This window comes from Devosia sp. 1566, from assembly GCF_004005995.1.
Lineage (GTDB): Bacteria > Pseudomonadota > Alphaproteobacteria > Rhizobiales > Devosiaceae > Devosia.
Map to the genome: position 1 here is coordinate 2,043,963 of NZ_CP034767.1, position 25,913 is coordinate 2,069,875.

At 63.1% G+C, this 25,913-nt stretch carries 21 protein-coding genes; 15 read left to right on the forward strand and 6 right to left on the reverse strand.

Features of this window, described 5'->3' with window-relative positions; all coding sequences use genetic code 11:
• The first annotated feature begins 3 nt into the window (after window positions 1-3).
• Window positions 4-1,311, forward strand: coding sequence for a glycosyltransferase family 4 protein (locus tag ELX51_RS09895; protein WP_127753357.1), 1,308 nt, complete (start codon window positions 4-6; stop codon window positions 1,309-1,311).
• On the opposite strand, the gene ELX51_RS09900 is transcribed toward ELX51_RS09895, so the two are convergent.
• Window positions 1,268-2,200, reverse strand: coding sequence for a glycosyltransferase family 2 protein (locus ELX51_RS09900; protein ID WP_127753358.1), 933 nt, complete (start codon window positions 2,198-2,200; stop codon window positions 1,268-1,270). The two genes, ELX51_RS09895 and ELX51_RS09900, sit on opposite strands and share 44 nt — an antisense overlap.
• Before the next feature lie 285 nt (window positions 2,201-2,485).
• Here ELX51_RS09900 and ELX51_RS09905 point away from each other — a divergent pair, with 285 nt between their 5' ends.
• A complete protein-coding gene (locus ELX51_RS09905; protein WP_127753359.1) occupies window positions 2,486-3,376 on the forward strand; it encodes a glycosyltransferase family 2 protein in 891 nt (296 codons plus the stop codon).
• On the opposite strand, the gene ELX51_RS09910 is transcribed toward ELX51_RS09905, so the two are convergent.
• Window positions 3,373-4,611: a glycosyltransferase family 4 protein gene (locus ELX51_RS09910; protein ID WP_127753360.1), complete on the reverse strand. Its 1,239-nt coding sequence runs from the start codon at window positions 4,609-4,611 to the stop codon at window positions 3,373-3,375. The two genes, ELX51_RS09905 and ELX51_RS09910, sit on opposite strands and share 4 nt — an antisense overlap.
• The gene (locus ELX51_RS09915) at window positions 4,611-5,978 is read right to left on the reverse strand and encodes an O-antigen ligase family protein (RefSeq protein WP_164854828.1); all 1,368 of its coding nucleotides are present in this window, start codon (window positions 5,976-5,978) and stop codon (window positions 4,611-4,613) included. The genes ELX51_RS09910 and ELX51_RS09915 overlap by 1 nt, the downstream gene beginning before the upstream one ends.
• 361 nt (window positions 5,979-6,339) lie before the next feature.
• Here ELX51_RS09915 and ELX51_RS09920 point away from each other — a divergent pair, with 361 nt between their 5' ends.
• The 4 genes from ELX51_RS09920 to wecC all read left to right on the forward strand — a co-directional run bounded on the left by ELX51_RS09920 (window position 6,340) and on the right by wecC (window position 11,853).
• Window positions 6,340-7,245, forward strand: a complete 906-nt coding sequence (locus tag ELX51_RS09920) for an FkbM family methyltransferase (RefSeq protein WP_164854829.1) — start codon at window positions 6,340-6,342, stop codon at window positions 7,243-7,245.
• Window positions 7,246-7,605: 360 nt separating this feature from the next.
• On the forward strand, window positions 7,606-9,447 hold the full coding sequence (locus ELX51_RS09925; protein ID WP_164854830.1) for a M10 family metallopeptidase C-terminal domain-containing protein: 1,842 nt from the start codon (window positions 7,606-7,608) through the stop codon (window positions 9,445-9,447).
• A gap of 268 nt (window positions 9,448-9,715) precedes the next feature.
• On the forward strand, window positions 9,716-10,567 hold the full coding sequence (locus tag ELX51_RS09930) for a WecB/TagA/CpsF family glycosyltransferase (RefSeq protein ID WP_127753364.1): 852 nt from the start codon (window positions 9,716-9,718) through the stop codon (window positions 10,565-10,567).
• 26 nt (window positions 10,568-10,593) lie between these two features.
• Window positions 10,594-11,853: a UDP-N-acetyl-D-mannosamine dehydrogenase gene (gene wecC / locus ELX51_RS09935; RefSeq protein WP_164854831.1), complete on the forward strand. Its 1,260-nt coding sequence runs from the start codon at window positions 10,594-10,596 to the stop codon at window positions 11,851-11,853.
• On the opposite strand, the gene wecB is transcribed toward wecC, so the two are convergent.
• The gene (gene wecB / locus ELX51_RS09940; protein ID WP_127753365.1) at window positions 11,826-13,004 is read right to left on the reverse strand and encodes a UDP-N-acetylglucosamine 2-epimerase (non-hydrolyzing); all 1,179 of its coding nucleotides are present in this window, start codon (window positions 13,002-13,004) and stop codon (window positions 11,826-11,828) included. The two genes, wecC and wecB, sit on opposite strands and share 28 nt — an antisense overlap.
• A gap of 460 nt (window positions 13,005-13,464) precedes the next feature.
• On the opposite strand from wecB, the gene ELX51_RS09945 reads away from it, so the two are divergent.
• The gene (locus ELX51_RS09945) at window positions 13,465-14,148 is read left to right on the forward strand and encodes a sugar transferase (protein WP_206524721.1); all 684 of its coding nucleotides are present in this window, start codon (window positions 13,465-13,467) and stop codon (window positions 14,146-14,148) included.
• A 13-nt stretch (window positions 14,149-14,161) separates the two neighbouring features.
• Here the strand turns inward: ELX51_RS09945 and ELX51_RS09950 are convergent, their stop codons facing one another.
• Window positions 14,162-15,472: an SLBB domain-containing protein gene (locus tag ELX51_RS09950; RefSeq protein ID WP_127753367.1), complete on the reverse strand. Its 1,311-nt coding sequence runs from the start codon at window positions 15,470-15,472 to the stop codon at window positions 14,162-14,164.
• Between the two features lie 193 nt (window positions 15,473-15,665).
• Here ELX51_RS09950 and ELX51_RS09955 point away from each other — a divergent pair, with 193 nt between their 5' ends.
• The 8 genes from ELX51_RS09955 to ELX51_RS09990 all read left to right on the forward strand — a co-directional run bounded on the left by ELX51_RS09955 (window position 15,666) and on the right by ELX51_RS09990 (window position 23,874).
• Window positions 15,666-17,216 carry a Wzz/FepE/Etk N-terminal domain-containing protein gene (locus ELX51_RS09955; protein WP_127753368.1) on the forward strand — a complete coding sequence of 517 codons (1,551 nt, stop codon included), beginning with the start codon at window positions 15,666-15,668 and terminating at the stop codon, window positions 17,214-17,216.
• Window positions 17,213-17,992 (forward strand): CpsD/CapB family tyrosine-protein kinase, encoded by a 780-nt coding sequence (locus tag ELX51_RS09960; protein WP_127753369.1) that lies wholly within the window; start codon window positions 17,213-17,215, stop codon window positions 17,990-17,992. Before ELX51_RS09955 ends, ELX51_RS09960 begins: the two co-directional genes overlap by 4 nt.
• A gap of 386 nt (window positions 17,993-18,378) precedes the next feature.
• On the forward strand, window positions 18,379-18,879 hold the full coding sequence (locus ELX51_RS09965; RefSeq protein ID WP_127753370.1) for an acyltransferase: 501 nt from the start codon (window positions 18,379-18,381) through the stop codon (window positions 18,877-18,879).
• Entirely contained in the window at window positions 18,876-19,913 is a 1,038-nt protein-coding gene (locus tag ELX51_RS09970; RefSeq protein WP_127753371.1) for a Gfo/Idh/MocA family oxidoreductase, read from the forward strand. The genes ELX51_RS09965 and ELX51_RS09970 overlap by 4 nt, the downstream gene beginning before the upstream one ends.
• Entirely contained in the window at window positions 19,910-21,013 is a 1,104-nt protein-coding gene (locus tag ELX51_RS09975; protein WP_127753372.1) for a DegT/DnrJ/EryC1/StrS family aminotransferase, read from the forward strand. Before ELX51_RS09970 ends, ELX51_RS09975 begins: the two co-directional genes overlap by 4 nt.
• Complete coding sequence (locus ELX51_RS09980; protein WP_127755242.1) at window positions 21,003-21,719, forward strand: acyltransferase; 717 nt, start codon at window positions 21,003-21,005, stop codon at window positions 21,717-21,719. Before ELX51_RS09975 ends, ELX51_RS09980 begins: the two co-directional genes overlap by 11 nt.
• Window positions 21,719-22,693 (forward strand): NAD-dependent epimerase/dehydratase family protein, encoded by a 975-nt coding sequence (locus ELX51_RS09985; protein ID WP_127753373.1) that lies wholly within the window; start codon window positions 21,719-21,721, stop codon window positions 22,691-22,693. The genes ELX51_RS09980 and ELX51_RS09985 overlap by 1 nt, the downstream gene beginning before the upstream one ends.
• Window positions 22,690-23,874 carry a DegT/DnrJ/EryC1/StrS family aminotransferase gene (locus ELX51_RS09990; protein WP_127753374.1) on the forward strand — a complete coding sequence of 395 codons (1,185 nt, stop codon included), beginning with the start codon at window positions 22,690-22,692 and terminating at the stop codon, window positions 23,872-23,874. The genes ELX51_RS09985 and ELX51_RS09990 overlap by 4 nt, the downstream gene beginning before the upstream one ends.
• Here ELX51_RS09990 and ELX51_RS09995 read toward each other — a convergent pair.
• A complete protein-coding gene (locus ELX51_RS09995; protein ID WP_127753375.1) occupies window positions 23,871-25,424 on the reverse strand; it encodes an O-antigen translocase in 1,554 nt (517 codons plus the stop codon). The two genes, ELX51_RS09990 and ELX51_RS09995, sit on opposite strands and share 4 nt — an antisense overlap.
• Window positions 25,425-25,913: the final 489 nt, after the last annotated feature.

A 25,913-nucleotide genomic window follows, 5' to 3' on the forward strand; every position in this document is an offset into this window, starting at 1 on the left:
GCCTTGAAGATTCTGGTCTTTGCGCACAAGCTCGAGGTCGGCGGCACCCAGGTTAACGCCATCGAGTTAGCCGCCCAGATGCGCGATGCGCATGGCCACGATGTCGTGCTTTTCGCCGTGCCCGGTCCCATGGTCGCGCTCGTCGAGGACAAGGGGCTTCGCTATATCCCCGCCCCGACCGGCGCCGGTTATTCCCCTAGGCGGATGCGAGCGTTATATCGGCTAGCCCAAGCCGAGCACCTCGACCTCATCCATGTCTGGGATGCACCGCAATACCTGGAAGCGATGTTTGCCGTCCACCTTTGGACGCGGGTGCCCATGGTGGTCACCTCCATGGCCATGGTGGTGAACAACGAGTTCCCCCGGCACATCCGGACTACTTTCGGGACGCCCGACCTCGTGGCCCAGGCTGTGCGCTCCGGCCGCCGGGCAAGCCCGCTCTTGCCGCCGGTGGATACCGACTTCAACCAGCCCGACCCCGCGCAAGGCCAGGACTTTCGCGAACGCCACTCCTTCTCGGAGAGCGACATTGTTCTCGTCACCGTCAGCCGTCTTGTGCACTGGATGAAAGCCGAAAGTCTGCGGGATACGATCGAGGCCGTCCGCAGCCTAGGTCACGATCTGCCCCTGCACTTCGTGATCGTTGGTGACGGCACCGCCCGCCCCGAGATCGAAGCGCTATCCGAAGAGGTCAACCGCGAACTCGGCCGCACCGCCGTGCATGTGATCGGCCCGATGCTCGATCCCCGTCCCGCCTATGCTGCGGCTGACATCGTCATCGGCATGGGCGGATCCGCTTTGCGTGGCATGGCTTTCGCCAAGCCGGTTATCGTAGTGGGCGAACAGGGGTTCTCCGGCGCTTTCACGCCCGAAACGGCACCGAGTTTCCTCCAGATGGGCATCTATGGCCTTGGCGACGGCCAGTCCGGCCGCGCGCAACTAACCCGGCATATCGCCGAGCTTGCGGCCGCCCCCGAACGTCTTGCCGAACTGGGCGCGTTCGGCCGAGCCTTTGTCACCCGCAATTTCAGCCTGGCCCAGGTCGCGAGCGATCTGCACCAACTCATGGCCGATTGCGTCGTCGCACAGCCGAGCTTTGGGCAATTTGCGGCCGACATGACGCGCACAACCGCGCTGTTCGTCGCGCATCGGCTTCTTCCCTATCAATGGCGCGCCCGGCTCAGCTGGGCCAAGTCCAGGCACCGCCAGCAACTGCTAACCTCCGTCCAGTTCCGGGGGCAGGCTTCGGCGACCCTCGACTTGCCGACTAACCCGACTGCACCAAGCCAAGGCGCTGGCCCGCCAGCGTAACCCCGCCGCGGAGTTTCCGGCTCAAGCTTTCAAGAACCGTCATCGTGCTGGGCGGATAATGAGCAATGCTGGCCAGCAACAGGCGCCGCGCCATTCTGGGTTTGCCGGTCTTGAACAGGACGCGGGCCGCGTTACGCATGATGGCAGCCTTTTGCCGCGGATAACGCTGCAGCAGTTGCTTGTTGTTCTTGGCGATCAGCAACTCGCCCAGCATCTGGCGGCGCGAGTTCATCGAGATGCTGTCACCCGACACAAACCCTAGCACTGCGGCGTCTGTATGCTCGAAAATCTTGGTGTGCTGCGCCAGCCGAACCGCAAATTCCCAATCCTCATTGGCCCGGGCCCGCTCATCGAACCAAGGGCCTGGCGGCATGCAGTCGGCCCGGAACAGCGCGCACTGAACGCTTAGCCGGTTCTCATCGAGCAGGCGGCCCACCTGGTCACCAACTGCGGGCAATCGCCCCTTGGGCGAGGGCGTCACCGAAACATAGCCCGGCCCGTAACGGAGCCGGTCATCCCGTCCATAATAGATCTTGGGGCCCGTAACCGCACCGAACTCGGCTTCAAGCCCTGCCAACAGCACAAGCTGCCCCTCGAGTTTGCCCGGCAGCCACAGATCATCGCTATCCTGAAAGGCGATGAACGCGCCGCGCGCTTCGGCAATCCCGCTATTGCGCGCCGCTCCGGCGCCGCCATTGACCGGCCGGCGAACCAGCCGCACCCGTGGGTCATCGATCTGCTGCACCAGCGCCGCGATATCCTGGGTAGAGGCGTCGTCTACGACGATGACTTCGAGATCCTGGAACGACTGGGTCAACACCGAACCCATCGCGCTGGGCAAACTATGGGCTCGATTGAAGGTCGGCAGGATAACCGAGATGAGTGGCATGAATGCGCTCTGCTTGATCTTCGGCGCGACCCAACTCGGCCGCGCGTCTCCGTGCTGGCGACAGTAAGGAGTTCACCCCCGCTAGGGAGGCTACCCAAAGGACAGCTGACCCAAACCATTGGGCGTAACCCACGGTGCCGCCTACATCGAACCACGGATCGATGTTGACGCTTCACCCTGATTGCTGAGGTGAAAAACCGTTGGAGACCAACAAGGATAACAACCAGTTCCGACCCTTGCTGTCATGGCGCGGACACTGGACTTGCGTTTAACGGAGACACTGAATTGAACGCGATCGCTGAACCGGCCGAGCGGCTGGCCATCATCATAGTGGCCTACAACAGTGCCGATGCCCTGCCCGGCTTGCTCGACTCGATCCAGCAGCACCGCACCGAAGTCGCACGACTGGACGTTGTTGTGATCGACAACGATTCCCACGATGACTCCGTCGCCATTTCCCAGGCCCATCCTGTGGGTGCTATTGTCGTGCCAACCCGCCGCAATGGCGGCTATGCGGCCGGCATCAATATCGGTGCGGCCCTGGCCGGACCTGAGGCGCACCTGCTGATCCTCAACCCGGACACCAGGCTCCAGCCTGGCACCATGCGCCTCTTGCTCGAGCGTATCGCCGATCCGCGGATTGGGGTTGCCGTGCCCAAGCTGCTCCACGACGACGGCACCCTCGCCGCTTCGCTGCGGCGCGAGCCCTCGGTGATCACCGCCTGGTCCGACGCTTTGGTCGGCACCGCCGTTGCTGCCCGCATGGGCTTGGGTGAAATCGTCGCCAGCAAGGACCTTTATGAAAAGGGCGGGGAAATCGAATGGGCCAGCGGCGCCGCCTTGCTGGTCTCGGCCGAGGCGCGCCGCGCCGTCGGTGAATGGGACGAGTCCTTCTTTCTTTACAGCGAAGAGGTCGATTATCTCCGCCGCGTCCGGGTCGCAGGCTTTACCCCGGCCTATGTCGCGCAAGCCCATGTCACCCATAAGGGCGGCGCCTATCATGAGAGCACCTATCTCTCGGCGCTGATGACCACGAACCGCATCCGCTACTTCCGCCGCCATCATGGTCCGCTGGCCACTTGGGCCTTCCGGATGGCGCTGATTGTGGGCTCCACCATGCGCACGCCCCTTGGCCGCGGCCACCGTGCCGCCCTGCGTGCCGCCCTAGCCGGCTAGCTGGAACCGGCCAGCCGCACGCTTAACTGCCCGGCCTCGAGCTCGTCATAGATCGCCTCGATCCGCGCGATACGGGCGGACCACAGGCCAGTTGCCTTGACGTGGTGGTAGGCCGCCTGCCCCATCCGCGCGCGCTGCTCGGGATCGCCGGCCAGCTGCCGAATCGCAGCGGCAACTTCCCGGGCCAGGTTCTCGGGCGTGCTCGCCTGCAGCCGGATCGCACATTGGGGCGAGACCGCGTTCCCCGGCCCTCCTCGGTCCACCACGATCAAGGGCAGCGAATAGGACATGGCTTCCAACGCCACATTGCCACCAGGTTCGCGATAGCTTGGAAATACGAACAGATCAGCATTGCGATAGAAGGCGTCGAGCTCGGCCCTGGCCTGCCAGCCATGAAAGGTAATGCGGCTGGACACACCCATCTCCCCCGCCAGTGCCTCGCAAATCGGCTGCTCGGGGCCCGTGCCCACCACGTCTAGCGTCACCGCAACGTCACTCAGCAACTGCATGGCCCGGACAATGTCGCGCACGCCTTTGGTGCGCACCAGCCGCCCCACAAACAGCAGCTTGACGGTGGACCCCCGGTCCGTCCGGACAATTGGTTCGGGCACCTGCTCAAGGGCCGTTTCGCTCATGAACTCGAGCCGCTTCAACGACAACTCCGCCAGCGTCTCGCCCACATAGGGTGCAATGCCCAGCACGCAATCGGCACTTTCATAAGAGGCGCGCAGCAACGGATCGAACTGCAGGCGATACCGGTCCATCCCCCGCAGTCGCATGAACCAGGGATTGCTGCCTTCTTCCTCCGCAAAGCCAGGCGGCGACGCCAGCGCACCCCCAACGGGGCCGATCACCAGCGGAATGCCCAGCCCCGCCGCTGGCGACGGATAGCGCATGGCCACCGGCGTTGGCTGATGGGCGACATCGAACTGCTCCCCCCGTGCCAGTGCCGTTTTGATCCAGCGGCGCGCGCGAAAATAGAACGGTACATAACTCGGCTTGAGCATGCTGTTGAGCCGCTCGGCACGGGTGAACAGCGCCATTTCCGGCCACTCGATCACCCGCAGCCCCGGCAACTGCTCGGCCGCAGGGCGAGCATTGCGCTTGTGATAGGTCAGCAGCGTCACCTCTGCCCGCTCCGCTAGCCGTGACGCCCACTGGAACGCAACCCAGGCTTCACCGACATCCGCGCCATCGCAAGTTGGCGCAACCAGCAACAATTTGCGACGACCCATCACGCTCTCCCGACCCCTCGCTGGGGAGGCGGCTCCGGACGGCCGTCTCTTGTTATCGACGGGCGAGCCGGCCGGGGATCACGCGGTGCCCGGCCCTCGCGAGCCGGCGCCACCGCCTCGACGCGGCTTCCCTCAGGCACATCCATCAGCCACAGCCCGCTGCCCATCAAAAACATGAACAAGACATAGGTCGCGTTCCAGTAGTGAACGGTCCACCCGACCACAAAGAACCCGGCCATGCAGATGAGGTATCCCATCCGATAGGAATACTCCCTGGGCGGCAAATTGCGCTTGCGGCCAACACCGATCGTGCTGCCCAGGAAAGCCATGAACATCATCAAGCTGGCGGGGATTCCGAACACGATGGCGGGATAGAGCCAGAACATGTCGATGCTCTGCGTCATCCAGGACGGGTGGTCCCACATCCCATAGCCGACGCCGAACCAGGGATGGTTCAGGGCCGATTCCGAGCCGAAATTCCAGATCAGGACGCGGTAATAGGCGGACTCCCCATCGAGCGCGATGGTGGACAGCAGCACATTGGGCAGCGGCCGCTTGGCGAAAAGCTCGATGGCGAGGAGCGCAAGGCCGATCATTACAAGCAAAATCGTCCAGCGTGCCTTGAAGGGCCGCAACACCCACCCCCACAACAGCAACAAGATTTGCGCAACGAGCCCACTCATCGGCCCGGCTGACAGCGAGGTGAAGGAGGTGAGCGCCACAAGGAAGGCGGTGCCCCAGCGGCGCCAAACCGGCCGCTCGTAACCCAAGACTGTAAAGCTGAGGGCCAGCGCGCTTCCGGTGCAGACACCAAAAAGGATCGGGTGATCAAGAACCGACTGCACCCGCTCCAGCCCCAGCCGCCCCGGCATCCTGAACTCGTTGATCGACGACATCACGGAAGAAAAGGTCCGCAACAGGATGTTCTGGCCTGTCACCGTTTCAATCAAAGCAAAGGGCAGCAGGAGGAGAATGGCGGTAACCAGTACCGCGCACATGCGGCGAAATTCCTCGGCAGTCCGGATCAGGGTTCGGGCAAGGAAATAGCTGCCCACCGTTTCCATGCCCTGCACGCCGCCGGACTGGAATCCCACATCGCCACCATGATTGACCCCAAGGCTGATCGCGCCCCAAAGCGCATATCCAAGCACGGCAAAATCGGGGAGACGTACCGGCCCCGCCCTGCCGCTCGCCCACAGCCACAAACAAGGAATGGCCGTCAGCAGCAGCAGGAGCCGGTAAGGGCTGATAACCAGCGCCCCCACATGGAACAGCCAGGGCACGAACAAGGAGAATAGCAGCACCGGAACCAGTGGGTTCAGACCCTTGACGCGATCTGCCAACGGGGGTGCTTCCCTCGCGCTCATGCGCGCGCCCTGATTTCGGGTTGCAGTGGACCGAAGCCCACTTGCGGTTCGCCCGGCCCCGGCAATTGCGACTTGTTCCATCAACCCTACCAGCAAGTCCCGGTCAGCCCCCGTCTTGCTGCAGACTAGAGAACCGCGTGACGCTCTCAACTACATCCTTCGGATCAGGCCCTCCTCCCGTGACAGCCTTGATTGGCTAATGCGGGCCGCCTTGTCCTCCTGAATGCTCGCACCTGGGACGCCTAGCATCTGCCGGCGCCGAACAAACTCGAGCAAGCGGAGGAACAAAGTGAACGTAAACAACCGTCTTGCATCGATGCTGGCTAGCTCCCGGTCGCACGCCCACAAGCTTGGCTGGGGCATGCGTTCGGTAGGGATCACGGCCACGCTCCGGGGGGCTGTGCGCTCCACCCTTCTCCATCTGCAGCGCCCGCAACACGCCCAGATCAAGCTCGCCTCCGGCCCCGTCATTGAGTTCGATTATCCCAGCCAGGTTCCCACGGCGCTCGTCATGTTCGGTGACCTGATCGATCCCGAATTCGCATTCCTGCGCCGCATTGCCCGGACAGACTGGATCGTCGCCGATATCGGCGCCGCTATCGGGCAGTTCGCGTTGTTTGCCGGCTGTCTGCCAGTTGCTTGCGTCCATGCCTTTGAGCCGAGCGGGGCCAATATCCGCACCCTGCAGCGCAACATCGAGCGCAATCGGCTCGCTGACCGCGTCCATATCCATCAGCTGGCGCTCGGTGAAGCCGAATATGAGGCGGTATTCGAAACCACTGACCACACCTGGGTCAGCCGTCTGGCCCAAAGCTCCGGCCATTCGGGGGCCGTAGAGCAAACCGAGACGGTGCAGGTGCGCACCCTCGCGGGAGAGCTCGAGCACCTCGGCGTTGACCATCTCTCCCTACTTAAGATCAACGTGGCTGGCTTTGAAACCGCTGTTCTAGCCGGCGCCGAACCGCTGCTCAGGCGCGGCGGCGCCGACATTCTGGTGCTGCTCCTCGGTCTCGCATCGCTGCCAGAATATGCCAAACTTGCGGGCTGGGGTTACCGCTTTTTCTACTTCCATCCGCGCGAAGCGGCCCTCTATGAGGTCACCCAGTTCGATGCTGCTGCCGTTCTCGATCATCGTCCCTGGCCAGCTCGCCACATCATCGCCATCCATAATGCGGCTCTGGCACGTGGCCTGATCGGCGACTTGGCCGTCAGAAAGCCCCATGCTGCCCCGGCAGCTCCCGAACCACGTGAGTTGGAGCTTTCATAATCCTTGCCTGTACTTAGATAGTACTCGGCAAGAAACAGAACGAATCAGGATCAACAAGCCCCTTCCACCATCAAATCTCACGGAAGATGTTGCATACCTGCATCATCTCAGTTGAATCCATATACTTTCCCGCCAACAACCTGGCCGAGTATTCCTCCAAATGGGGCAGCTCTTCGACCACCGCCAGTTCGAGAAAACGGAATGTCGATCAACGGATTGCCTGGAAAAACGTGACGCCGGCGCGTTTGGCATGTGGCAGCACTATGGCGGATCATCCCGATGGGAACACCAACTGGTCCCATTCCGCCGTCACCTAATACCGCGCATCCAAACGGGGGTGCGGTAATTCAGGAGACGTACATGCCCTTGGATCTCACAAGGACGCTGCAAGGCTTCCCTGACGCGGACAGCACCGGCGTTCGGTCAGGCGTGAATCTTAAACAGGTCGGCGGGTTCACCGTCACCGAGGACAACGCGGTGATCAGTGGGCTCGATATTCGCGGCACTCTGACCATCGAAGCAAAGAACGTCACCATCGTAGACTGCCGCATTGTCGGCAACAGCTACAACGGCATCATCTCGCAGCGAAACGACGTAACCGTCGAGCACTGTGACATTGTGGGCGGCACCAACGGGATCTCCGGGTCGGGGACCTTCCGCTACAACGACATTTCCCAAGTTGACAACGGCATCAACGTTTATTCGCCCAGCGTGATCGAGCACAACTACATCCACGATCTGGAGGGCGGTCCCGACGCTCACTACGATGGGATCGAGATCAATGGTGGCGGCGGTTCAGCCGAGCAGACCATCATCCGCCACAACACGATCATCAATGATCACGGCCAAACCTCCGCGATCATGATCGACAACTACTTTGGCGGTGTCGGCAATATCCTTATCGACAACAACTACCTGACTGGTGGTGGCTACACCATCTACTCCGATGGCCGGTTCACCGACGAGCAGATCAGCGGCGTGCAGATCACCAACAACGTTCTCGGCGAAGGTCAATGGGGCTACTACGCCTTCTTCGAGAACCGCCCCCAAGTGTCCGGCAATACCGAGATCGGCGACCTTTGGCCACTGCCCGACTCTGGCGGAGCTCCCAACGAGCCGGCTCCTCAGCCACAGCCACAGCCGCAGCCTGATCCACAGCCCGATCCTGATCCTCAGCCCCAGCAGCCCGGTGGAACCGGCACTGATGCCGCCGACACCATCACGGGGGATGGCGCTGCCAATGTGCTGGATGGCAGGGCCGGCAATGACGTCATCAATGGCGCCGGTGGCAACGACACCATCATCGGTGGTCTGGGCCGTGACACTCTGACCGGCGGCGCTGGCAATGATCTCTTCGTCTTCAAGAACGTCGCCGAAATGGGCCGTAGTGCCTTTAGCCGGGACGTCATTACCGACTTCACTCTGGGGCAGGACAAGATCGATCTGTCAGCCCTAGACGGCAATAATCAGTTGGCAGGCAAGCAGGGCTTCACCTGGCTTGCCCAGGACAATGCCAGCTTCACCGGTCGTGCCGGTGAATTGGCCTGGCACACAGAGGCGGGCGCGAACCGAACGGTGATCCAGGGCGACACCAATGGCGACCGTATTCATGACTTCGAAATCCAGCTCAGCGGCATCGTCAAGCTTAGCGCCAGCGATATTGCCGGGCTGGCCAGCGGGACCACCCCTTCCCCCGCTCCTGAAGTGCCACCCGCCACTGTTATTTCCGGCACCTCCCGCAGCGACAATCTGGTTGGCGACGACGGCGCCAATTCTATCGACGGGCGCGGCGGCAATGACACGATAGATGCTCGGGGTGGTGCCGACACCATCATCGGTGGCTGGGGCTGGGATACCATGACTGGGCGCGGAGGAGATGACACCTTCGTCTTCCGCACCGCGGCGGAGACGGGCTCCTATGTCGGCTCGCGTGACGTCATCACCGACTTCGAGGCCGGTCGGGACACGATCGACCTGTCCAGCCTGGACGCTGACCCCAATGTCGATGGCATCCAGAGCTTCTCCTTTCTGGCCCGGAATGGCGCCAGCTTCACCGGCACACGCGGGGAAATCGCCTGGCACACCGAGCCGGGGCAGAACCGCACCGTTGTCCAGGGCGATGTAAACGGAGATGGACGGCATGATTTCGAAATCGAACTCAGCGGCACCGTCCAGCTGACCGCAAACGACTTCCTGTTCTAGTCCCTGCATCACCCCGTGAGGGCCGGCGTCAACCTCGTCGGCCCTCAGGCTTAGCAACTATGGTTATCGCTGCACTGCGCGGTCTGCCCGAGCCCTCAAAAGCTAGCGAGAACGAACTATCGACAAGCCCCGGCTACCTCCGCCCTCCGTCCGACCGCTCCCCGCCTAGGCCCACTAGCTTAAACTCCCGCAAAATGGGTTTATTGCGACCCCGTCAGCGACGCACCTAGGCTCCCTGCAGCAGAAGAAATCTGCCAGAGGAGCCTCCATGCACCAGGGAGTTCATTCACCCCATGGGCGGCCAGATGGCCCCTCACAGGGGCGAGCCGTCCCGGATCGCCGCCTGCTGTTTGGCGTGCAGCTTGATGCCGTGTGCATGGAGCAGGCGGTGGATCGTTGCCGCGAAGCAATGCTCACCGGCAAGCCCCTGCTGATCGGCGTCGTCAATGCCGCCAAGATCGTCAACATGCAGCGCGACCCGCAGCTCCAGGAAGCCGTGCTCGATTGCGACATGGTGCTGGCCGATGGCCAGTCCGTCGTCTGGGCCAGCAAGCTGCTGCGCCGGCCCCTGCCCGAGCGCGTCGCCGGCATCGATCTCTTCGAACAATTGCTCGATATGGCCCACCGTGAAAGCCGCAGCGTTTACCTGCTAGGCGCCAAGCCGCAGGTACTCGCCGCCCTCGTTCGCCAGATCGTCACGCGTTGGCCAGGATTGCGGATCGCTGGAAGCCAGCATGGCTATTACGCCGAGGCGCAGGTCGAGGATGTAGCAGCCCAGATCAGCGCCTCGGGAGCCGATATGCTGTTTTTGGGCATGGCCTCGCCGCGCAAGGAAATCTTCCTCAAGCGCTTCCGGCACGAGCTGGGCGTGCCGATCCTGCACGGGGTCGGCGGTTCTTTCGACGTAATGGCCGGCCTCACCAAGCGCGCTCCGCGCAGCTGGCAGCGGCTCGGCCTCGAATGGGCCTACCGCCTGCTCCAGGAGCCCGGCCGCATGTGGAAGCGCTATCTCGTCACCAACACTGCCTTTGTCGCCCTGACCCTGCGCGAAGCTTTGCGCCCGGCCGGCGCCCTTTCCCCCACACCGCCAGCTGCGCCGCCGCCGCGCACCCCGGCTTGATGTCTGCGGCTCACAGGATCGAACTCATGTTGAACGAAGTCTTCAGCGGCACGCTGGCCGTAATCGGGATGGGCTATATCGGCCTGCCCACCGCTACCGTTCTCGCCACCCGGGGCATCCAGGTCATCGGCGTGGACGTCAATCCGCGCATCGCGGAAGCGATTTCGCGCGGTGAAACCCCCTTTATCGAGCCCGACCTGGCCGTCGCGGTAAGCGGCGCGGTCGCGATGGGTCGCCTGTCCATGTCGCGCGAGATCCCTGAGGCGGATGCCTTCATCATCGCCGTGCCCACCCCCTTCAACCCCGATCACACCGCCGATCTTTCCTATGTCCAGGCGGCGGCCGAGCAGGTCGCGCTCAAGCTGCGCCCCGGCAATATTGTGGTGCTCGAATCCACCAGCCCGCCCGGCACCACCGAAAAGGTCAGCCGTTGGATCGGTGCGGTCCGGCCCGATCTCAAGATGCCCCATATTGTTGGGGGCAGCGCCGATGTTTACGTCGCCCACTGCCCCGAGCGGGTGCTGCCGGGCCGCATCATGATCGAGATGATCACCAATAATCGCGTTGTTGGCGGACTAACCACCACTTGTGCCATCAAGGCGGCCAGCATCTACCGGATCTTTTCCCAAGGTGAGATCCTCCTCACCGACGCCGCCAGTGCTGAAATGGCCAAGCTGGTGGAAAACGCCTACCGCGACGTCAACATCGCCTTTGCCAATGAGCTCTCCCTGATCACCGAGCACCTGCGGCTCGATGTGTGGGAGGTCATTCGCCTTGCCAACCAGCATCCCCGGGTCAACGTCCTGTCACCCGGACCCGGTGTTGGCGGCCACTGCATCCCGGTTGATCCCTGGTTCATCGTCGCGGCTGCACCGGATACCGCCAGACTTATCCGCACGGCGCGCGAAGTGAACGACCACAAGCCCCACCATGTCGCCAATCAGGTCATCGCCAAGGCCCAGCGCTTCCGCACGCCCTCCATTGCCTGCCTTGGGCTCACCTTCAAAGCCAACGTGGATGACGTCAGGGAAAGCCCGGCCATCGATGTGGTGGGCTTGATCGCCAACGCCCTGCCGGAGGTCGAGATCATGGTGGCCGATCCCTATGTCAGCGATCTCCCACCCAAACTGCACAGCAATGCCAATCTGCGGCTGGTGCCCGCCGGGCAGGCGGTGGACGAGGCCGATATCATCGTGCTTCTCGTCGAGCACGATGCCTTCAAGGCGCTACGTCACAACCGGCACAACGGCAAGGTGGTTTACGACACCCGCGGTGCCTGGGCCTGAGCGGCATCGAGGCTGGGAGCGAAATCGACCGGCCGCTCAGCCACGAGGCCGAAATAATGCGCAATGGCCTTCACGCAACGATCTGAGGCATGGCCGTCGCCGTAAGGGTTGACGGCCTTTGCCATCGCATCATAGGCGGCCCGGTCGGTGAGCAACCGGCTCACCTCGTCAAAGATGCGGTTCTCATTGGTGCCAACCAGCTTGACCGTTCCCGCCAGCACAGCTTCAGGTCGCTCGGTGGTTGCCCGCATCACCAGCACCGGCTTGCCAAGGCTGGGCGCCTCCTCCTGCACGCCCCCGCTATCGGTCAACACAATATCCGAGGCCTGCATCGCGCCCACGAAGTCGCTATAGCCTAGCGGCTCGGTGATGAGCACGTTCTCCAGATGCTGCAGGTGCGGCAGCAGGATCTCGCGCACAGCCGGGTTCAAATGCACCGGCAGCAACAGCTGGATGTCGGGGAACGCCTGCGCGAGGCGCGCCATGGCGCGTGCTGCCTGCGCCATTGGTTCCCCCCAGGACTCGCGCCGATGGGCGGTGATCAGCACGGTGCGGCGCCCTTGTAGCTTGAGCAGGTCCGGATTTGCCGGAGGCAGCTGGAGCGCCGCCACTTCCAGCAGCGCATCAATCACCGTATTGCCCGTCACGGCAACCGCGCTCGGCGAAATCGCCTCTGCTACGAGGTTCTGCCGCGATGTCGCCGTGGGTGCCAGATGCAGCTCGGCGATCCGGGACACCATGGTCCGGTTCACCTCCTCGGGGAACGGATTGTAGTTGTTGTGCGTCCGCAGGCCCGCCTCCAGATGGATCACCGGCACCCGCTGGTAGAATGCCGCAAGCGCAGCGGCAAAGCAGGTGGTGGTATCTCCCTGCACCAGCACTGCGTCTGGTTGCTCCTCGGCAATAATGGCAGAAACCCCTTCCAGGGCTCGGCAGGTGATTCCCGTCAGCAACTGGCGCTCCGTGATGATGTTGAGATCATGCTTGGGGACGATGCCGAACAAGGCATTGACCTGGTCGAGCATCTGCCGATGCTGCCCCGTTACCGCAACCACCGGCTCGACCAGCCCCGACTCCGCCAGCGCCGCCACCAGCGGGGCCATCTTTATCGCCTCGGGTCGGGTTCCATAGGCCACCAGTATCTTGGGCATGATCTTGTCCTCGTCCACGCCCCGGTCGGGCGCGGAAAGACGCTAGGGCGCGGCTGCCACGATCGGCATAATCACATCAACCTAGTGGGCGGCTCGGCAAGCACGCTTGCTCCCTCCACGGTATGTCGCGGCAATCAATTAGATAGGTCGGCCGCCAGCGGCAGGCGGAAATGGCCTAGGCCGAGCCGCACCCGTAACTCCTTGAGGGTACTTAAACCTACGGAAACCCTCGCAATTATTGATACGCGGCCGACTTCACCTAAGGCGCTCGGAGCTTGGTGGGGTTCCTCTCTGCGACAGCTTAATCCCCTCGGCGAGTTTTGCCCCCGTGTGGGAGGTCCTAACGTCGCAACACGCAGGAACTGCATCCGCATGAGCTTTGGCGGCAACAACTGCCCCGGCTGCCGCCACTCGCCAACATCGGCATCTGGCGCCTGCCATGCAACAAGCGAGGCCTATGATGTTTGACAGTTTCGTCGGCAAGCCGGCCAAGCCCGGTGCCGGTGTCGCCCCCAGCAAGCGCCGGCTCGCCCTCGCCCGCCGCTTCTATCAACCGACCAAGCGCCTAAGCGATCTGGTGTTGGTGCTGGTGTTTGGACCACTGTTCTTGCCGCTTATCGCGATGCTCGCCCTGCTGGTGCGCCTTGATGGAGGGCCGTCAATTTATCGCCAGCCGCGCCTGGGGCGCCACGGTCGCGTGTTTCGGCTCGTCAAGCTTCGCACCATGGTGGTGGATGCCGATGCCGCGCTGGCCCGGCATCTCGAGAGCGATCCAGCAGCACGCGCCGAATGGGCGGCAACGCAAAAACTGCGCCGCGATCCGCGGCTGACACCCATTGGCGGCTTCCTCCGCCGCTATTCGCTCGATGAGCTGCCCCAGCTCTGGAATGTGCTGATCGGGGAAATGAGTCTTGTCGGCCCGCGTCCCATGCTGCCCTCCCAACGCCCACTTTATCACGGCACCGCTTATTTCGACATGCTGCCGGGCCTGACCGGCCTTTGGCAGATCAGCGAGCGCAATGACTGCTCCTTTGCCGCCCGGGCCGATTACGACACGCGCTACGGGCAAATAGCCTCAATCGGCACTGATTTCCGCATCCTTTGGCGCACGGTTGAAGTCGTGTTCCGCGGCACCGGTTGCTAGGCTGCCGCCTTTCCTAGGGAATGATGGCGAGGTCCACCGGGGCCGCCGTGCCGCCGGGCGTCTGCGCTGGTGATCGTCCCGGTAGTTGCACCTCCAGCGCTACCCGCACCAGGTCTCCCGGCACCAACACGCTGGCTTCACTGGCGTCCAGCGACACTGTTTGCTCCCCTTCCTGGCGCAATATGGAATAGCTGATCCCCGTTTTCGCCGTCTGGGCCAGCGTGGCGTTGGCGTCGAAATCCATCGATTGGCGCAGCATGCGCATCGTTGCTGTTTGGTTGAGCATCAGCTTTTCCAGCGTCGCCTGCTGTTCTTGCAATTGCGCCGCAGCATAGGATTGCTGCTCGTCCTGCAGCTTGGCCAAGTCCCGCTCGGATCGGTTGAGATTTTCCCGCGCCGACATCGTGGCAATGACATTGTCGAGCTTGTCCGAGCGCAGATCATCAAGGATACGCTCCGCATCGGTCAGCCGCGCCACCGTGGAAGCACCTGCGGCCAGCAGCGTCTTGAGCGAATCCACCTGCTGTTGCGCCCGCTCGATCTGCTGATCGATTGCGCCCGACTTTTGCTCCAGCGCATCGATTTCGGCTTTGTAAAGTACGGCCAGCTGCTCCAGCCCGATCTGCTGTCGCAACAACTCGTTGGTGTGCGCATCAAAGATGCGCCGCTCCTGCTCCATGATCTCGGCCACCACCGGGTCGGCAGAGTTGAGCATGGGGTCGAACGTGATCTCAGGCTCGCGGGCAAATTCGGCCTTGAGCCGCGCCAACCGCGTCGTGGTGCGCAGGATATCCCGGTTGTAACCCTCAAGGTCCCATTGCAGCTTGATGGTTTCGGACAAACCCGAGGCCCCTTCGATCCGCTGCTCGCCCCCTGCCAGCGCCATGGCCTGGATCACCGTCATGCCGGGGCGATAGCTGTATGCGCCCGGCGCTTCGACATTGCCCACCACATAAACCGGCGGATATTCCAGCACCTGCACCGACGCATTGGGGGCATCGAGGAGCCCCAGCTCGGTTTGCAGCAACTCGCCGATGCGCGTGCCAAGATCCTCCGCGCTCAGGCCCGAGACATCCATGGAGCCCAGCGTAGGGACCGCTAGCGAGCCATCGGGCCCGATCACGAACTCTCCGCTCACTGCGTCCCAGCGCTTGTAGTCGCCCGTTGCCGCAACAAACTGCACCACACTGATCCTGAGCTTGGTCAGCGGGGCAAGTGGCGCCGGCGCCGCCATCGCGGCGGAGGCGAGCGAAACGCCCGCCAGCAACACCGCCAGGCGCATCCTGCGCCGTATCACCAGCGAGAAATCGTGCAAGTTCAACATGGTGGGCCCCGCTCCAGCAGCATTGCCTGATCGTATCGCGAGGCGGGGGCAAAAGAACCAGCTAGAGCGGCTTAGCTCCAGCGGCCTATCTTATTCCCGGTCTCACCCGTGTTGGCGATGGAGCCGCTGATGAGTCGCGCTCTAGGTTCGTCGCCAGACAATTTTGGCTGAGGCGCCGCTGCAGACCGGTCGGGTGAGTGACGTGAATGCACTGAGCAATATCGACTTCAGATTTTATCTATCCCTCTTTATGCGGCGCTTGCCGCTTTTCCTGATCGTCCTGGTGATCGCGACAAGCGCCGGCGTGATCGCCACCGTGTTGCGCCCCATCGTCTTTCAGGCGACCGCTCGCATTCTTGTTGAATCCCCGCAGATCCCGGCAGAACTCGCCAAGTCCACCGTGCCTACCGGCGCGGCCGAGCAGTTCCAGATCATTCAGCAGCACGTGCTTTCGCGCGACAATCTGCTCGCGCTCGCCGACCGACTGGCGCTCTATCAGGGCCGCCCACCAATGTCGCGCGCCGAAACCTATGACGATCTGATCCGGCGCCTCGAAATCGCGCCCACCCATATTGAAAGCGGTACCGGAGCTGTTGCCACCGTATTCCGGATAGCCTTCAAGGCGGGTGACCCTGATAGCGCCGCGAACTTCGTCAATACACTCGTGACCCAGATCCTCGACAAGGACATCCAGCTGCGCACCGGTCGCGCCACCGACACCGTCACCTTTTTCGATGGCGAAGCGGCCCGGCTTGATCAGGCCCTGCGCGAAGCGGACAGCAGGATACTTGCCTTTAAGAACGAGCACATCGACGCGCTGCCCGACAGCCTCGACTTCCGCCGCGAGCAGCAAACCGTTGAGCAGCGACGCCTTTTGGTTTTGGCGCAGGAGGAATCAATGCTGCGCAAGCAGCGAACAGACCTCGAATCCCGCCCGCTGGAACTTGGCGTGATGCCGACTTCCCCGGTAGAGCAGAACCTCCAGGCGCTACGCCAATCGCTGGTGCAGCAGCAGGCGCTGTTTGCCGAAGACAGCCCGACCATCAAGGGACTGCGTGGCCGTATCGCCGCCATCGAGGGCGATCTTGCCGGAGCCAGCTCTCAACCCGGCTCCGACCGCCCCACCAACGCGCGCCAGTTCCAGATCGCTGACATTACCGACCGGCTCGCCGCCATCGCTCAGGAGCGCGAGCAGGTCCAGCGCAAGATCGCCGATCTCAGCGCCTCCATCGCCCGCACCCCGAGCAATGAAACCCGGCTCAATTCGCTCCTGCGCGATCATCATAACCTGCAGGCGCAATACGACCTGGCTGTAGCGCGCCTCGCCGAAGCATCCACGGGCAAGCAGATCGAACTGCTGCTAAAGGGCGAACGGCTTTCCTTGATCGAAAGCGCGGTCCCGCCGCGTAACTTCCAAGGATTTGGCACCCGCATGCTGCTGTTCGCCAGCCTCATTGTCGGCGTGCTGGCCGGTCTTGTCGCCGTGGTCGTGCCGGAGTTCTTCAACCGTCGCATCCGCCGCCCAGCCGAGCTAACATCCCGCTTGCAGATCGTGCCCTATATCACTGTTCCGTATATCGAACGGCGTATTTTTGATCATCGGCGCCTTGCAATCAGCGTCGCGGCGACTCTCACCATTCCCGTGGTGCTCCTGGTTGCCGGCATCTATCTTTCTCCGCACAAGAACATCATTGGCCAGACCCAGGCCGCGACTGCCTCACCCTTGCCGGGAGTTCAGCCATGACCATCGAAGCCGAACCCCACGCCGCCGCCGCGACGACTTTCCCGCTAAAGCCCACGGGCGCCAGTTCCCTTGCCTGGTCGCAACTGACCGATCTGCCAGTGGACCCGCGCTGGCTCACCAAGCAGAAGATCGTTTCCTTCCAGCGCCGGCACAAGGCTGCTCTCGCCTTTGACATCTTGCGCACCAAACTGCTCAAGGCCGCCCGCGAGCAGGGCTGGAAAACCCTGGGCATCACCTCGCCCGATGCTGGCTGCGGCAAGGCGACCATTGCGGCCAACTTGGCGATCAGCCTGACTAAGCACGAGCAGGTCCGCGTCGCACTTGTGGATCTCGACCTGCGCCGGCCAGGCATCGCCCAGATCTTTGCCCATAAGAGCCGCTACAGCACTGAGGAGTTCCTCCGCGGCGAATGCCTGCCCGAAGACTTCCTGGTCCGCGTCGGCGACAATCTGGCCATTGGCGCCAGCTCGGACCAAACGGGCTACCCCGCCGAACTGCTGCACGGCCCCGGTGCAGCCCAAATGCTCGAACGCTTGCGCCTGGGACTGGGCGCCGACATGCTCATCTTCAACCTGCCTTCGATGCTGGAAAGCGATGACTGCCTGGGGCTCTTGCCCCAAGTGGAAGCCGCACTGCTGGTGGTTGGCGCCGACCACAGTACCGTCGATGATATTGATGTATGCGAGCGGGAGCTGCGCGCCCAAACCCGCATGCTCGGCGTCGTGCTCAACAAGTGCCGCTACGCCTTCGACCAGAACGTCAACTTCCAGCTTTAGCGCAGTCCCGGCCCTGCCGGACCGCGGCCCCGCGCCCCGCCGCGGCTCGTTTGACGCGCCCCCCCCATCGTTTCCCATCCACATCTCGAACAAGGTGCGGCTTGCTACGTCCACGGCAGGGTTCCACGGCGACCCATAACTATCCCGACGGGAGTGCCCCGCTCAAAGGACGGGTGCGGACCTCGGCAATAAATCCTTAAGCTTACGGGGCACGCGCCTACGAATAGCCCCGGCGGCGATTTTAGCTCGCTGCCCGGAAAGGCAGCTAACTCGCTAGCTCGATTAGCAAATTGCCCATCGTTCGGGGATCGCTAGCTTGGCAGAAAGTCGAGCACTGCGGCCAGCAAACACTGCCTTCACCCGCTCGCCATCTCAGGGGTAACCACATGCTGACGCGCGTCCAGCTCGAAGACGGGGTAATCATCCGACAACCCGATCTGGTCAATCTTTACGACTGCTCCATTGGTGCCGGCACCCGCATCGGCGCTTTTGTCGAGATTCAGAAAAACGCGGTCGTGGGCCGCAACTGCAAGATCTCGAGCCACAGCTTCCTCTGCGAAGGCGTCACCATCGATGACGGCGTGTTCATCGGCCACGGCGTGATGTTCACCAATGATCTCTTCCCCCGGGCCACCACCGCCACCGGCGAGCCGCAGGAAGGCGATGACTGGACGGTCGTACCCACCTTCGTGCGGCGCAACGCCTCCATCGGCAGCAATGCCACCATTCTCGCCGGCATCACCATTGGGGAAGGCGCCATGGTCGGCGCCGGCGCCGTGGTGACCCGCGATGTTCCCGGCGGAGCGGTGGTGGCGGGCGTGCCTGCGCGCCCCCTCGCCGCCTCCGCCCAACCGGCCCAACAGGATAACGGAAGGCTGCAACAATGATCGGCGTCGGCGTTATTGGCTATGGCTATTGGGGTCCCAACCTCGTTCGCAACTTCTCGGATATCCCCAGTGTCGATCTGCGCTGGGTATGCGACCTGCAGACCGAGAGGCTGGCCCGCCTGCGCCTGCGCTATCCGGCGGTCAGCATCACGGAAGATCTCAACGATGTGCTCTCCGATCCCAAGGTGGATGCCGTAGCTATCGCCACCCCCGTTTCCACCCATTTCGATCTGGCCATGCGTGCCCTGCGCGCCGGCAAGAGCGTCTTTGTCGAAAAGCCGATCACCGCCACCGCCGAACAGGCGGAGCGCCTCATCGAGGAAGCCGACCGGCGCGGCCTCGTCGTCGCGGTCGATCACACCTTCATCCACACCGGCGCCGTCAAGAAGCTTCGCGAGGTCATCCAGAAGGACCTGGGCCAAGTCTACTACTACGACTCCGTCCGCGTGAATCTTGGGCTCTTCCAGCACGATGTCAGCGTGGTCTGGGACCTCGCGGTCCACGATCTCTCGATCATGGATTACGTGCTGGGCGTACAGCCCCGTGCCGTTTCAGCCACTGGCATCGCCCATATCGCCGGCTCACCCGAAAACATGGCCTATCTCAACCTGCATTTCGACACGACGCTGATGGCCCATATCCACGTTAACTGGTTGGCCCCGGTCAAGGTGCGCCGAACCCTGGTGGGCGGCAGCAACAAGATGGTGGTCTACGACGATCTCGAGCCCAGCGAGAAGATCAAGGTCTATGACAGCGGCATCACGCTCGACCCCATGGCCCCTCGCGCCGGCGAGCAAAAGCAGCAGATGCGCATTGGCTACCGCGCGGGCGACATGTTCGCCCCCAAGCTCGACATCACCGAGGCGCTTGGCTCCGAACTCGCCGAATTCATCGCCTGCGTACAGCGCGGCACCAGCCCTACTGCGGATGGTGTCGCGGGCCTGCGCGTCGTCCGCATTCTTGAAGCTGCAACCCGCTCCATGGCGCAAGGCGGGACTGTGATCGAACTTGCCCCCCAACGAGTGCTGGCATGATCCCTTTTCTCAACCTGCGCGCGCAATACGCCGCCATTCAGCCCCAGATCGAAGCCGCCGCTCTTGGCGTCCTGCGCTCCACCCATTATGTGCTGGGCGCCGAGGTGGAGGCGTTCGAGGAAGAGTTCGCCGCCTATTGCGGCACCCGCCACGCCATCGCGGTCAATACCGGCACCAGCGCTCTGCAGTTGGCGCTGCTCGCCGCCGGCATCAAGGCCGGCGACGAAGTGATCACCACCCCGTTCACCTTCGTGGCCACCGCCGCCGCCATCCGCTATATCGGCGCCCGCCCGGTCTTTGTGGATATCGATCCACGCACCTTCTGCATCGATCCCAATCTCATCGAGCGGGCGATTACGCCCCGCACCCGCGCGATCATGCCGGTCCATCTCTACGGCCAGATGGCCGATATGGACGCCATCGGCATGGTCGCCGCCAAGCATGGCCTCGCGGTCATCGAGGACGCTTGTCAGGCCCACGGCGCCACCACCGAGGGACAACGCGCCGGCAGCTTTGGCCTTTCCGGCTGCTTCAGCTTTTATCCTGGCAAGAACCTTGGCGCCTGCGGCGAAGGCGGCATCGTTGTCACCAGCAATGACCAGCAGGCCCGTCTCATCCGGATGCTGCGCGACTGGGGCCAGGACCGGCGCTATCACCACGTGCTCGAAGGCTACAACTTCCGCATGGATTCCATTCAGGGCGCGGTGCTGCGCGTAAAACTGCGCGAGCTCGAGAACTGGACCGAAGCGCGCCGGGCCTGCGCCGGCGAATACAAGCAGCTGCTGGCCGGCGGGCCGGTAGAGCTCCCCTACGAAGCGCCGGGCCGCCGCCATGTCTGGCACATCTTCGCCATCCGCACGCGCGACCGCGATGGCCTGCGCGAGATGCTGGCCCGCGATGGCGTGGAAACCGGGCTGCATTACCCCGTCCCGGTGCATCTGCAGCCCAGCTATGTCGATCTGGGCCACGCGCCCGGCGACTTCCCCCAGGCCGAGGCGGCCGCCGCCACCGTCCTGTCCTTGCCCATCTACCCCGAACTCAGCACCCAGGAAGTCGAGATCATCTCCGATCTGGTGCGTCAGGATGCCTATGTCCATTGAAATGGTGGATACCCCGCGCATCGCCCGCTCGGTGCATGGCCGCCGCGAGATTGAGCCCGGTCCCACCTTTGAAGACGGCATGGTCGGCTGGCTGCGCCAGCACTACCCGGCCTCAGCCGTACGCGACCTTTATGGCCGCTTCGCCGTTGGCGATGGCGACCTCGACGCCTTGATGCGCCAATTTGTCTGGCGCAGCGCTGCCAGGCGCTGCGGGCCGGGGCTGCAGGTCGGCAGTCAGGCCGGCTTCAAGCATATCGAGACCTTCGAGATTGGCGCCAATGTCTTCATCGGCGCTGGCGCCTACATCCAGGGCCGGTTCGATGGCACCTGCATCATTGGCGACAAGGTCTGGATCGGCCCCCAGGCCTATTTCGACGCTCGCAATCTCGTCATCGGCGATTATGTCGGCTGGGGCCCCGGCGCCAAGCTGCTGGGTTCCCAACATACCGGCCTGCCCGTTTCCGAGCCCATCATCGCCACCGATCTCGACATCCGCCCCGTGCGCGTCGGCGCCGGCGCCGATATCGGCACCAATGCCACCATATTGCCCGGTGTCACCATCGGCGAAGGCGCCATCATCGGCGCCGGTGCCGTGGTCACCCACGATATTCCCGCCTATGCGGTCGCCGCCGGTGTCCCCGCGCGCGTGCTGCGCTGGCGCAAGGACGACGACATCGTCCAAAACCCCAATCAAGGAGCGTCCTGATGCAAGGCAAACGGGTTCTGATCACGGGCGGAGCCGGCCTTATCGGCTCCCATATTGCCGATCTGGTCGCCGACCAATCTCCCGCCGAGATCGTCATCCTCGACAATTTCGTGCGCGGCCGTATGGAAAACCTTGCTGCAGCGCAAGCCAAGGCGCCCATCCGGATCATCGAGGGCGACATCCGCGACATCGCCCTGGTCCATGCCAGCATGGCGGGGATCGACACGCTCTTTCACCAGTCCGCCATCCGCATCACCCAATGCGCCGAAGACCCGCGGCTCGCCCATGATGTGCTGGCGACCGGTACCTTCAACGTCCTCGAAGCCGCCGTCGCCGCCAAGGTGAGCAAGGTCGTCGCCGCCTCCTCCGCCTCGGTGCTCGGCGCAGCCGATCAGTTCCCCACCACCGAGCTGCACCACCCCTACAACAACCGCACCATCTATGGCGCCGCCAAAACCTACAACGAAGCGCTGCTGCGCAGCTTCAACGAGATGTATGGCCTGCCCTATGTCGCGCTGCGCTATTTCAACGTCTACGGCCCGCGCATGGATGTCTATGGCGCCTATACCGAGGTGCTGATCCGCTGGATGGAGCGCATCGCCAATGGCCTGCCGCCCATCATCATGGGCGATGGCACCCAGACCATGGATTTCGTACATGTGCGCGATATCGCCCGCGCCAATGTTCTGGCCGCCGCAGCGCCCGCCAGCGATACCGTCTACAACGTAGCGAGCGGCACTGAAACGAGCCTCGCCGAGCTGGCCCGCACCCTCCTCGATGTCATGGGCTCGTCCTTGGCGCCAATCCATGAACCCGCCCGCAAGGTCAATCCCGTGGCCCGCCGCCTCGCTTCAACCGAGAAAGCGGCCCGCGAGCTGGGCTTCACCGCCGAAATCTCGATGAAGGAAGGCCTGCGCGATCTCGTCGCCTGGTGGCAGGCGAGCCGCGGCCTTGTCAGGAGCGATGTAGCATGACCGCCATTCGCCCCCAGCTTCCCGTCGCCAAGCCCGTGCTCGATGAACGCGAGGTCGAAGCCGCCCGCCGCGTGATCCTGTCCGGCTGGGTGACCCAGGGCCCCGAAGTCGCCCAGTTCGAACAGGAGTTCGCCGCCTATGTTGGCGCCCCCCATGCCTGTGCCCTCTCCAACTGCACCACGGCGCTGCACCTGGCGCTCATGGCCGTTGGCGTCGCCGCCGGCGACGAGGTGATCACCGTCAGCCATTCATTCATCGCCACCGCCAACGCCGTCCGCTATTGCGGCGCGACCCCGGTCTTTGTCGACATCGCGCCCGGCACCTTCAACATCGATCCCGATCGCATCGCCGCCGCCATCACGCCGCGCACCCGCGCCATCCTCGTCGTGCACCAGCTCGGCATGCCTTGCGATCTCGCTGCGATCCTCGCCATTGCCCGTGAGCATAATCTCAAGGTGGTCGAAGACGCCGCCTGCGCCACCGGTAGCGAAATCCTCTGGAACGGATCTTGGGAGCGGATCGGCCGCCCGCATGGCGACGTCGCCTGCTTTTCCTTCCATCCCCGCAAGGTGGTGACCACCGGCGACGGCGGCATGCTGACATCAGCCAACCCCGACTATGACCGGGCCTTCCGCCATTTGCGCCAACATGCCATGTCGGTGCCCGACACCGTCCGCCACGGCGCCCGCCAGGTGATCTTCGAGAGCTATACCGAGGTCGGATACAACTACCGCATGACGGACCTGCAGGCCGCAATTGGCCGCGTCCAGCTCGAGCGTCTCCCAGGCATCATCGCTGATCGCCGGCGTCTTGCGGCTCTCTACACAAGCTTGCTCTCGCCCATCCCCGGTCTGCAACCACCGGTTGAACCAGCCTGGACGCGCAGTAACTGGCAGAGCTATTGCGTCACCCTGCCCACCCATGCCGATCAGTTGGCTGTTATGCAGGCCCTGCTCGATCGCGGCATCTCTGCCCGGCGCGCCGTGATGAACTCCCATCTCGAGCCCGCCTATGCCGGCAAGAACCTCCATCGGCAGGCCGGCTCGCTCGAGCACTCCGAGCAGGCCCAGCGCACCGGGATCATGCTGCCGCTCTTTGCGCAGATGAGTGAAGACGATGTTCGCTTCGTTGTTGCGGAACTCGCCCAGGTTCTCGAGCAGGTTCCCGAACTCGCGTCCTAAACTCCATCAACAGCCGACGCGACCCGCGTCGGCTTCATCCCCAGAGCCAGCCGCACCACTTGGGGCAGCCAGTCGGGAACCCAGCGTTGCGGCACCAGCGCGATTAACTGGCTGAGCGCATACCAACTGGCCCCAGCCGTTGCGACCACCGCCACGGCAAAGCCGGCCCAGAACGGCAGCAGCTCTACGGCCGCCAGCACCAGCCCTGTGAGCCCGACAAAAACCGCCCCCAGCACCAGGTTCTCGCGCGACCAGCGAAAGCCGTAGAGTCCCTGCACCAACCCATAGATCAGCAGGCCGTGCCAGAGATAAAGCCCAACAAAGGCGATGCCGGCACCCGCCAAGCCAACCAGATCCAGCAACAGCCAGGTCAACCCGACCTGCACCGTTGCCGCCGCGAGCTCCGTCCAGAAGAAGATCTGCTGCTTGCCCTTGGCGAGGATAATGAACCCCATCGGCCAGGCTACCACGCGCAACAGCATCCCGAGACAAAACCAGCGTAGCAACGGCACCGCGCCTGCAAACTCTGCTGAGTAAAACACCGCCATCACCAGCGGAGCCAGCGCCAGCGTTGCTAGCAGTCCAGGTCCCGCGAGGAGGAGACTAACCCGCGCCTGCTCGTTGACCATGCGTGTGCTGGCGACCTGGTCATCGGCAACCGCCGACAGGCGCGGGTAAAAGTCGGTGCCCATCGCCTGAAGGATGAAGCCCACATAAATGCCCCCCAGCGCCCAGGCCGCCTGGTAGTTGCCGGCGGCATCCACGCCCAGTTCCTGCACCACAAGGATCCGGATAAGAAAGGCCGATCCGGCCATCAGCAACCCGCTAGCCATGAAGGCAAAGCCCAGCATCAACAGCCCCCGGGCCTCGGCACTAAACTCAGGCAGCGAAAGGCTGACCTTAGGCAGAGTGATTTTGCGGCAATACCACAGCGCCGCAATCCAGGTGGTCGCCGCCACCGCAATCAGCGACGGCACAATGCCGGCCTCCCCGAGCCAATATACCAGCGGAACCGCCACGACCGTGTTGAGCACCGCACCCACCACCGTCATCCTCGCTAGATCCCCGATGCGGCGACTGCCTTGGATGATCGCCATCGGTGCGCCCGCGAGGATCCGCAGCAGCACCGCTACACTCACCAGCATCACCGCGCCCGCATGCGCCGCCGTTCCAAAGGACAAGGTGGCGATCGGAACCGCAAAACCGATCAGCAAAACCATCCCGAGTACACCCAGCAGCAACGAAGCGCGGGCCAGCACTTTGGCCACGCGTGCAACCTTGAGTGCGTCCCCGGTCCCGCTGGCGAGTGCCACCTGCCGCACCCCGCTGGCCTGGATGCCCAACCCGGCAATGCTCGAGCCGAGGTCAATGATCACGTTGAACAGCCCGAACAGCCCCACGCCTGCAGGGCCCAGAAGCACAGCAAGCACTTTGAGACGCACTACGGACATGAGGATATTGATGACCGATGACCCTCCAATGAGGGAGGTTGATTTCAGAATCGCTCCATATCGGGTTTGCGCCCGATCATCCTCACTTGTATCGCTCACCACGGTTCCTGAAATATGCTGCCTTGTCCCATCAGGATTGCCGCCGCCAAGGCCAATGGGCAATCGCCCGAACTTGTGGTGTCGCGGCAATCGCTAGCCCAGAGGATCGGCCGTGCGCCGGTCTGCTAAAACATGTGGACTAGTGGGCCTGCTTCCATACCACCCGCGAGCGAACACTGCGTCGCATCAACTGTCAGTAGCCGCGCAGCCGGCCGCCACATGCCGTCCCAAACTGAGACACTCCCCGCCACATGCGAAGCAGCGGTCCGTCAGTCATCCTGACCTTTCTAGAGAGTTCAATCCATAATTTACTTGCTCATTGATCGCCCAAATCCAGCGGAAGCAAGCAATTTACAAGAAAAGCAGAGATATGATGATTCTTGTCGCCAATATTTTTCCTGTGGCAATTCAGCCGCATCTTGCGCGCAATCTCGCCGACCGCGACGGGGAGACGGGCCGAAAAGCGCCCGCCCAGTAGGAGGTTGTAAC

Bases quoted from the DNA above. Each gene is read 5' to 3' on its own strand.
- ELX51_RS09960 (WP_127753369.1), top strand. From the start codon at position 17,213: ATGACCATCGAAGCCGAACCCCACGCCGCCGCCGCGACGACTTTCCCG.
- ELX51_RS09900 (WP_127753358.1), bottom strand. From the start codon at position 2,200: ATGCCACTCATCTCGGTTATCCTGCCGACCTTCAATCGAGCCCATAGT.
- ELX51_RS09945 (WP_206524721.1), top strand. From the start codon at position 13,465: ATGTTTGACAGTTTCGTCGGCAAGCCGGCCAAGCCCGGTGCCGGTGTC.
- ELX51_RS09910 (WP_127753360.1), bottom strand. From the start codon at position 4,611: ATGGGTCGTCGCAAATTGTTGCTGGTTGCGCCAACTTGCGATGGCGCG.
- ELX51_RS09930 (WP_127753364.1), top strand. From the start codon at position 9,716: ATGCACCAGGGAGTTCATTCACCCCATGGGCGGCCAGATGGCCCCTCA.
- ELX51_RS09920 (WP_164854829.1), top strand. From the start codon at position 6,340: ATGCGTTCGGTAGGGATCACGGCCACGCTCCGGGGGGCTGTGCGCTCC.
- wecC (WP_164854831.1), top strand. From the start codon at position 10,594: ATGTTGAACGAAGTCTTCAGCGGCACGCTGGCCGTAATCGGGATGGGC.
- ELX51_RS09915 (WP_164854828.1), bottom strand. From the start codon at position 5,978: ATGAGCGCGAGGGAAGCACCCCCGTTGGCAGATCGCGTCAAGGGTCTG.
- ELX51_RS09970 (WP_127753371.1), top strand. From the start codon at position 18,876: ATGATCGGCGTCGGCGTTATTGGCTATGGCTATTGGGGTCCCAACCTC.
- ELX51_RS09965 (WP_127753370.1), top strand. From the start codon at position 18,379: ATGCTGACGCGCGTCCAGCTCGAAGACGGGGTAATCATCCGACAACCC.
- wecB (WP_127753365.1), bottom strand. From the start codon at position 13,004: ATGCCCAAGATACTGGTGGCCTATGGAACCCGACCCGAGGCGATAAAG.
- ELX51_RS09975 (WP_127753372.1), top strand. From the start codon at position 19,910: ATGATCCCTTTTCTCAACCTGCGCGCGCAATACGCCGCCATTCAGCCC.
- ELX51_RS09990 (WP_127753374.1), top strand. From the start codon at position 22,690: ATGACCGCCATTCGCCCCCAGCTTCCCGTCGCCAAGCCCGTGCTCGAT.
- ELX51_RS09985 (WP_127753373.1), top strand. From the start codon at position 21,719: ATGCAAGGCAAACGGGTTCTGATCACGGGCGGAGCCGGCCTTATCGGC.
- ELX51_RS09980 (WP_127755242.1), top strand. From the start codon at position 21,003: ATGTCCATTGAAATGGTGGATACCCCGCGCATCGCCCGCTCGGTGCAT.
- ELX51_RS09950 (WP_127753367.1), bottom strand. From the start codon at position 15,472: ATGTTGAACTTGCACGATTTCTCGCTGGTGATACGGCGCAGGATGCGC.
- ELX51_RS09925 (WP_164854830.1), top strand. From the start codon at position 7,606: ATGCCCTTGGATCTCACAAGGACGCTGCAAGGCTTCCCTGACGCGGAC.